The 8547-nt window shown below is 40.9% G+C and carries 9 protein-coding genes and 1 pseudogene; 3 read left to right on the plus strand and 7 right to left on the minus strand.

Annotated elements, in window-relative coordinates:
- The 4 genes from VE944_RS19310 to psaC form a co-directional block, all read right to left on the minus strand.
- Positions 1–213: O-methyltransferase (locus VE944_RS19310; protein WP_324980394.1), on the minus strand; the 213-nt coding region annotated here is incomplete at its 3' end.
- Positions 214–218: 5 nt separating this feature from the next.
- Positions 219–1550, minus strand: coding sequence for an ATP-binding protein (locus VE944_RS19315; protein WP_324980397.1), 1332 nt, complete (start codon positions 1548–1550; stop codon positions 219–221).
- A 240-nt stretch (positions 1551–1790) separates the two neighbouring features.
- Complete coding sequence (glmS, locus tag VE944_RS19320) at positions 1791–3689, minus strand: glutamine--fructose-6-phosphate transaminase (isomerizing) (protein WP_324980399.1); 1899 nt, start codon at positions 3687–3689, stop codon at positions 1791–1793.
- A gap of 383 nt (positions 3690–4072) precedes the next feature.
- Positions 4073–4318: a photosystem I iron-sulfur center protein PsaC gene (gene psaC, locus VE944_RS19325; protein ID WP_012411495.1), complete on the minus strand. Its 246-nt coding sequence runs from the start codon at positions 4316–4318 to the stop codon at positions 4073–4075.
- Between the two features lie 574 nt (positions 4319–4892).
- Between psaC and VE944_RS19330 the strand changes: the two genes are divergently transcribed.
- Positions 4893–5411 carry a GNAT family N-acetyltransferase gene (locus VE944_RS19330; protein WP_324980431.1) on the plus strand — a complete coding sequence of 173 codons (519 nt, stop codon included), beginning with the start codon at positions 4893–4895 and terminating at the stop codon, positions 5409–5411.
- 235 nt (positions 5412–5646) lie between these two features.
- Here the strand turns inward: VE944_RS19330 and VE944_RS19335 are convergent, their stop codons facing one another.
- Positions 5647–5883: a hypothetical protein gene (locus VE944_RS19335; RefSeq protein ID WP_324980433.1), complete on the minus strand. Its 237-nt coding sequence runs from the start codon at positions 5881–5883 to the stop codon at positions 5647–5649.
- 210 nt (positions 5884–6093) lie between these two features.
- Here VE944_RS19335 and VE944_RS19340 point away from each other — a divergent pair, with 210 nt between their 5' ends.
- A complete protein-coding gene (locus tag VE944_RS19340) occupies positions 6094–6462 on the plus strand; it encodes a Dethiobiotin synthetase (protein ID WP_324980435.1) in 369 nt (122 codons plus the stop codon).
- A 105-nt stretch (positions 6463–6567) separates the two neighbouring features.
- Here VE944_RS19340 and VE944_RS19345 read toward each other — a convergent pair whose 3' ends face one another.
- The gene (locus tag VE944_RS19345) at positions 6568–7179 is read right to left on the minus strand and encodes a hypothetical protein (RefSeq protein ID WP_324980442.1); all 612 of its coding nucleotides are present in this window, start codon (positions 7177–7179) and stop codon (positions 6568–6570) included.
- Between the two features lie 435 nt (positions 7180–7614).
- A pseudogene (locus VE944_RS19350) lies at positions 7615–8064 on the minus strand (transporter substrate-binding domain-containing protein); the annotation flags it as partial.
- Positions 8065–8163: 99 nt separating this feature from the next.
- On the opposite strand from VE944_RS19350, the gene VE944_RS19355 reads away from it, so the two are divergent.
- Positions 8164–8547, plus strand: a 384-nt coding sequence (locus tag VE944_RS19355; protein ID WP_324980438.1) for an ATP-binding cassette domain-containing protein, incomplete at its 3' end; no start/stop codon positions are given.

Consider the following 8547-nt stretch of genomic DNA (forward strand, 5'->3'; position numbering starts at 1 on the left):
CTTATCTTTTTCTATACTTATCATGTCCTCAATATGTAAGGATTTGTGAAAAAGAATAAAGTCACTAAAGTAAGTTGAGCCAAAACCTACATACCTATAAGCTGCAACTTCTCCGAACGGACTTAAGCATCGGAGAGAATCACATATCATCTTTCTTTCAACTGCTTTTGCAGGACGAAGACGGTAATTAATTCTTGAATAACTACCAGCCATTATGTTTATCCTTCATTGTTTAAATAGTAGTCAAAGGTTTTTTCACCAACCTCTTTATTCGATGAAACATTTAATAGTTCTTTAACTAGCTCAATTTCTTCAATTGTTTTGTTATATTGTATAGTCCCACGGTTCTGACGAGGCGGTATTGCTGATTGCTCAGCAATTTGAAAGGTTATACTTGTATTTGCTTCAAATACAGAGTGAAGTGAAGTTTGCAAATATGCTTGCTCAAGTAAACTCTCAGATATTTCACCACGCTCTACACGGCTCTTTTCATCTGCCATTTTTCTCAAGAATGTAAGAACGGGAACCGTTAGTTCAGATACTTGTTGTTTGATTGCTTTGTAGATTGGTGAGTCGTAGTCAATACCTGTTTTCGTCGTTGTCCAAGGCAAATAAGCAGCATCATCAGACTCGAAGAAAGCGTAGCCTCTAAAAAATGCAAAATCAGCATGATATTTTGGGAAACCACTTTTTGTACCCCAGCCCATTATTTCAGTTTGGTCAGCTTCAAGAACCATGCGTTCATTGCAAAATACATACCATCCACCTTCATTTAGATTTCTATCTGATACACCAGCATACAATCTAACCTGCACCGGTGTAGTTATTTCATGGCTTCCAAAGTAATTATATCCTTTTTCAAATTTTGCAACTTTAATCGTGTCCGAAGTACGAAAATTAAGGGGAGTTGGACTCAGAACCTCATCATTTATACTAATACTTAAGCCTTTATTTATTTTTAATGAATATGCGATAGTTAATTCTTGCTTTAATTGCGATATAAAATTTTCTAATCCTAAGTCATCTGACACATTTTCATGTAATTTTTCAATTAATATTCGAGTTCCAATGTCATTGGATTCGTAATCACTATCTTCTTGAACTTCTGAAAATTCAAATGTCCATTCATCTTTCTTTTTCCATTCTTCTACATCTTCGGAGACTACAAATTTCGAGCTAGAGGTAGTTGATTCAACTGTAAATTTTTTTCCAATTTTGAAAAAAGCTCGCTTCATCCCAATTCCAAATCTTCCTATTGATTTTGGTGTTAATTCAGCATCATTGGCTCTTCCAAATTTGAAAGCATACTCCTCTGCGTCATTTACCGTTATTCCTCCACAATTATCTTGAATTTGAAAGTACTCTTTGTTCACTAAAATTTTTATCCAAAGCCCTTCATAATTCTCATTGCTTTGTAAATGAGTTGCACCATCTACTGAGTTGTCTACAAGATCGATAATCGCACGAATAAGCGGTATGTCTCGCACCAACATATATATAAATAAATCTTTAGTTGGTTCAGCATGAATTAGCCGTGGATTATCAGTCATCTGATTTTACTTCTTTATGAAATACCTTTTTTATAGCGTAGTTTATGCTTATTTGGCTTGCATCCATTTTCCTCTGCTCCTAACCATAAAAATAACCCCTGAGAGCGATCGCATATCTGATCAATACAAGCGTACTCTATCAAGGGTTATTGTTCAACCGTTTTATTTATTGTTGAATCGAATTATTTATTGTTCAACCGAATTATCTCTCCACAATTATTTGTCCACACTATCAATAGACTATTCTACCGTTACAGACTTAGCCAAATTTCTTGGTTGATCGACATCCAAACCGCGACGGGCGGCAATATGATAAGCCAATAATTGCAAAGGAACTACTGTCAAAATCGGAGAAAGTAATTCTTCTACATGAGAGATGGGAAGAAGATCGTTAAAGATTTCCGCAGCTTCGCCATCGTTGACTGGAGTCACGCCAATTAACCGAGAATCTCTAGCTTTGGCTTCTTGGGCATTTGAAATAACTTTTTCGTAAACACTACCAGGGATTGCGATCGCAACTACTGGTACTTTCGCATCTAAAAGCGCGATCGGGCCATGTTTCATTTCTCCAGCCGGATACCCTTCGGCGTGAATATAGCTAATTTCTTTTAATTTCAACGCCCCTTCTAAAGCAATAGGAAAGTTAATTCCCCTTCCCAGAAAAATAAAATCTTGGGTTTCGGCGAATTCGTGGGCTAGCTGTTCGGTTAAACGTTCCTGACTTTCCAAAGTTGCCTCAATTTCTTTAGGAATCTGCCGCAACCCATTAATAATTTTCTCTAAAATATCTTTTGAAACTGTCTGGCGACGAGCTGCTAAATCCAATGCCAATGCATAAAATGCCATCAGTTGGGCAGTGAAAGTTTTTGTCGCTGCTACTCCAATTTCAATTCCCGCTAGGGTACTGATAACATGCGGTACTAAATGACCAAGGCTACTTTCGGGGCGATTCGTAATGCCCAAAAGTCGCGCTTGATATTTGGGTTCTTTCCCCTGGCGACGTTCTTTTTCCATTGCCAAAGCTGCTAGGGTATCGGCGGTTTCACCTGATTGGGTAACACCGATGATCAACGTGTTAGATGTCAATGGTGATGGTGCATAACGATACTCAGAAGCGTAATGCACCTGAGTTGAAATTCCTGCTAGTTGTTCGAGTAAATATTTTCCGATTAATGCTGCGTGCCAACTCGTACCACAGGCGACGATCTGAATTTGTTCTAAATCAGTGTATAAATCCGCAGGTAAACCAAGATTTATTGGCGATTCGGTAGATTCGGCTGGATCAAAGTAAGCATCTAAACTAGCTCTTACTACCCCTGGTTGCTCATGGATTTCTTTAAGCATGAAGTGTTTGAACCCCTGCTTTTCTACCATTGCAGGATTGAAGTTGAGCAGTCGGGGTTGTTTTTTCAACCTGTCGCCAGCAAAATTGTAAATCTCAACGCCCAAAGGAGTAAGGCGGGCAATTTCGCCATTTTCCAGAGGTAGCACCGCACGGGTGTAGGCAACGATCGCTGGCGTGTCAGACGCACAAAAGAACTCCCCTTGCCCAAAACCAATTACCAAAGGTGCTTGCTGGCGAACAACAATCAATTCATCGGGGTAGTCAGCAGAAATAACTGCGATCGCAAATGCCCCGTGCAAGTGGTTAACTGCTTGGCGAATTGCTTCTAGGAAGGGAGATGAGGGAGATGAGGAAGATGAGGGAGATGAGGGGGGAAGATTCTTTAAAAATTCGGCTATAAGATGGGGAATTACTTCTGTATCGGTTTCAGAAAGAAACTTGTGTCCTTTTCCTTTGAGTTCCTCGCGTAAGTCGCGGTAATTTTCGATAATGCCATTTTGCACTACCGCCACTCGCTTTGCCGTATCCATGTGGGGATGGGCATTGTACTCTTCTGGTTTACCATGAGTTGCCCAACGAGTGTGACCAATTCCAATCTGGGCAGGAGCTTCTATTTGTTCCAGTTTAGAACGCAGGTTATGCAATTTGCCCTTTGCCCGCACACAATTAACCTCACCTTCCCAAACAGTAGCGATTCCAGCAGAATCGTAACCCCTATACTCTAGTTTTTCCAGCCCAGCCAGTAAAATGTCTGTCGCCGCTTGAGTGCCTATATATCCAACGATTCCGCACATTGTTCACACCGCTTCTTTTTCAGGATGATTAGATCCAGTATAGTTGGTAGCACAAAGTAGCCTTTTTGCAAATAAAAAAGGGAGTAAATTACTCCCTCTGCCACTAGGTATTTTTAAAGATGCTTGCTATTAAGAAACTTTAAAGTTTTGAACACTGAGTTCTGAGTTCTGAGTTCCGTTAGCGTAGCGGGGCGTAGCCCGTGCTGAGTGAAGAATCAAGAAATTGTTTTTCTGATTTACTTCTTTTGCCTCTGGACTCAAGACTCAGAACTCAGGGAGAACTCTGAGCACAGCAAAGGCTTGCGCCTCAACCCTTCTAGAAGAATGGTTGGGCAGTAGACTCGCATTGCGATCAGAAGTTCGGGGACTTAGCACTGAGCTTTTTAGTAAGCCAGACCCATACTGCGAGTTGTTTCAGCGCCCAGGTAAACCCGGATGCTCAAAAAGTCGGTGGGACAAGCGGTTTCGCAGCGCTTACAGCCCACGCAGTCTTCTGTACGGGGTGAAGAGGCAATTTGAGCAGCTTTACAGCCATCCCAAGGAACCATCTCTAGTACATCAGTAGGGCAAGCGCGGACGCATTGGGTGCAACCAATGCAGGTATCGTAGATTTTTACGGTATGAGACATTGAAAAAACCGCTCCTTTCGAGGTGTTCTTCTCTGCGAAAGAATCATAATCAACGCATAGTTTACCGCAGTGATTGATAGGCCGTAATCAAAAGGCTACATAACTTCAAACAATGTAATAAGCACCCTTGATAAGTAGTTGTGCCAGGTCGTCCCTATTGCTTATTAATTAGCAACATTATAAAAGCGCATTTACCCCATTGACATACCATGATAAGGTTGAATCGTAAAGATAAATGAAATAAAAGTCAATCTAAAAGGCTAGCACCGCAAGGTGGAAGTTAAAAGCCAAAAATAAAAAGTCAAAAGTACTATGGAATAAGCTTTATAGGGATTTTAAATGGTTGCTCTATTTCCGTTGTAGTGTACTAGATATAGAAATTATCTATGGTATTTATTGATTAGCAACTATGGCAATCCTAAATTTCAGTTGTGAAAAGTACTATATCTATGGAGTTTTTTCAAGTCAAAAATTTGACATCCTTGACATATAGCTTTTGGCTCCAGAGGTTGATATTGAAGATGAGTTAGTCAAAGGTGTTTGTTATGGCTTGTTAGTGCAGGGTTAGATCAAAATGAAAATCTATTCTCAACGACTCTGTTTAGAACCACTAGAACCGGATCATGCCGAACTGCTTTTTGATGGATTACGAAGTGCTAGGATATACGACTTTATCGAAGATGTGCCGCCACAAAGCGTTGTATCGCTTCGCGATCGCTACATGGTGTTGGCGCGTCGTCAATCACCAGATGGAACGGAGATTTGGTTGAATTGGGCTGTCTGGTCTTTTGTAGAGAAATGCTACGTTGGATATGTTCAAGCAACAATTACTGTAAACAAAAGTGCAATCATTGCGTATGTGTTTTTTCCTAATTCATGGGGAAAAGGTTATGCACGCGAAGCGGTGACGTGTATGATTAATTATTTAGTTGAGACATACCAAAATCTGGATTTTTGTGCTTACGTTGATCTCCAAAATCATCGTTCTATTGCTTTATTGGATAATCTGGGATTTGTACGCTCGATTGTTTCTCAAAATGTTGAGTCTAACCAAGATGAATTTAAATACGAACTACAATACCGAAAATGCTAATTAGCGGTTCTCAATTGCATGGAACACAGCAATGCTTATTGGTGTTAACTTCAGCTAAAATTCCTTTGAAACCTCATTTCCAGCTTCTGGCTTCTGCCGCGAGTATTGAGGGGGCAGCCCTCCCATCAAGCATTCCCAGTTAGAGACTAGGAACGAGAGAAACGAGAGAATCCATAAAAAAACTATATATTTAACTTTTTAAATCTGACAAACTCATAATTTTTACTTTTCTACATTAGAGAATTTCTGAAATTGCAAACTCATCAGTTATAGCAGCAATTTCTACTGGGATCTTTGCCTCATTAACTATCACTTCCAGTTGTTCTTCTGGATGTTTGGCATCAAGGAATTTATCTTTTGTATACTCGCTTTCTCGGATTTGCCGAGCAATACTTTCTAGCAGCCAAAGTTGTTCTTCCACAGACAAAGAACGGACGGAGCGCTCAATTTCTAGTAAATTTGGTGATATCATTTTGCTTCTGATTCTAAGCGGGACGTATTTTTCAAAGATATTATATTCAGTGTATCTGCAAAAGTATAGAGCATCGCAAATCCCCCATCATTTTCCCCAAGTTTATCTTTTCACAAATCATAAGAGATTGCTATAAATAACCAAAAACCAGTTTGATGACTTTTTAATTAGGTATTCCTGCTGAAGCAGAAGGTACGCTAAACTGGCTACATGAATTACGAAACAGCTCGGAAACTCCTCATAGATCAGACAATCACAACCGAGGAAAACCCAGATGCGCTGTTGACGCGTATGAAACAGGGAAAACCACCGGTACCCGGTCAGATCACCTCGATTTTGTTGGCATTGAAAGTGGTCTTTGAAGCCCTCAAAGATGTAAAGAGCCTAGACCGAGAGCTGGCTTTGACCCTTTTTCAGTTAAGCATTAAGGCGCAACATCTGTTTGCCGCAGGGCGTAAAGCCGGGGTTGATTGGCCGCCACTACTAAAGGAAGATTTACTACGAATTTCCTTAGCATCTGAAAGTATCTTTTCGGGTACATGGCAAACTCTTGCTCCTATAGGGTTAGGGAAGTTGTAGAATACCAATTGAGTCATCTTTAAACGAGAAGGGATGAGGGGGATGAGGGAGCAGGGGAGAAATCAATTAAAAATTAAAAATTAAAGAACTTCTGCCCGATGCCCATTATCGAATTTGCAGTTCCCTTTCTAACTTGTCTAGATCAGTTTTGAGCAAAATCGTCATTTGACCAGTAAAAGCTTTGCCCGTCTTAGGTTGGGCAATTTCCACCCAGTATACATAGCGATCGCCTACTCGTAATTCTCCCTTTAAAGCTTCCCTAATTGGAGTTTTGGCAAGACGCGCCGAGTTAACTACGTTTTCGTTGGGATACTGGTACACGACTTGGGCGCGATCGTAATCTTGATAAATCTCTAAGCCATAAATCACCCGCAAAGATTCCTGGAGACGCGTAAATGTCATGCCGTTAATGGCATCATACATGGCAATGCGCTCGCTCCGAATTGTGCTACGGTCTTTGGAAAACTCCACCCTACCAGGAGGCAATACCGATGCTTGAAAAGTGAATCGTTGAGCAGCTGTATCAGTCTTTTGCACAAATAATCGCTCCCCACTCCTGGGACGGAGTGTGGGATGTGCTTTAATCCAAGTGCCTACTTCCTCTGTACTTTGCCCTGGTAAAGCATTAGCTTGAGAATCAAAAAGCGTTCCCACACACAGCCAGGGCGCTAGAGAAAAAGGCAAAATCAAATAGTTAAGCAGAGATTTTTTGAGCATTTTGCTGTTGAGGGCTTTCATGGAAATTTCCCCATTAGAGAGTAACCATAGTCTTCCCGTTTTTCAGCAAGATTATTTCAAGCGTCAACCCAACTTAGGGACTTCCAACTAAAAAAATATCCCATCGCTTTGGCAAGCAGGGGAAGCAGGGGGCGCAGGGGAAGTAGGGGAGGAAGAATCTAACGATCAATAGTCGCTCCCAAAATTGAATAATTTAATTTCTGTAAGTCCCTTAATACATCAAGGATCTTACTTGTCACGGCTCTATCATAGAAAAAGCCAAAAAATGGAATCGTTATGAGTATTACGTTCAGCCCAGAACAAGAACAAATAATCTAAATCTTACTAATTTAACAGTAATTAAATAACGAACCGCATACTCCTGCGGAGAAGCAAGCTACGCGTTAGCGTCATTTCAAAAGCGCGATAGTTATCGGCGACAATTTTATTTTTGAGGCTGTCAAAACCAGTAATATCTTGATTGTCTGTACGAATTGCGATCGCTAACCCAGCCTTAAAATAAGGACGGGAAAAAGAAATCGTCTTTGCCCTCTCCTCCGTAATCGTGATGGAACTAATCGCCGCATCTACCGTTTTGGCTCCTAAAGCTGAGATCATGCCATCAAAAGGCAGACTTTTAAAATTGAATTTAAAGTTAGCAGCAACTGCGATCGCCCTTGGGGTGCTGGAAGCAATCGCATTCATCACCTCAATAGAAAAACCTTGTAACTCACTACTTTGTCTTTGAAACTCAAAAGGTGGAAACGTCGGATCAGTAGCAATTTGCAGAGTTTTACCCGCGCTAGAGTTCACAGCACAGCCAGCTAGTAACAAACAGCTAAAACCTACAACCACACACCAGCGCACAAAACCAAATTTAACCATATTATTTTCTCTCGCCCTCTGCGCTCTCTACGCCTCTGCGGTAGCCGTGCATCTACCTTAAAACCTTACAATCAACTGTAGAGCAGTTTGACATAAGTAATGAACAGTACCATCCCCGCCATTATTTTTGACAATATCGAAAAAAACTTTGGTTCCCTCAAAGTTCTCAAAGGAATCACAGGCGAAATCAACCGGGGAGAAGTCGTTGCAGTTATCGGTTCCTCCGGCTGTGGTAAAAGTACTCTACTACGCTGCTTCAACCGCCTAGAAACCATTGACAAAGGGCGTTTAATCATCAACGGAATTAACTTATCTAGGCCTACTCTCAACTATAGCCAAGTGCGGCAACTACGAACACAAGTAGGTATGGTGTTTCAACAGTTCAACCTGTTTCCTCATCTCAACGTCTTAGAAAATATGACACTTGCACCTCAGAAAGTCTTGGGTAAAACACCGAAAGAAAGCGCCCAACTAGCGAGGTTA

The organism is Nostoc sp. (assembly GCF_035638895.1).
Taxonomy (GTDB): Bacteria; Cyanobacteriota; Cyanobacteriia; order Cyanobacteriales; family Nostocaceae; genus Nostoc.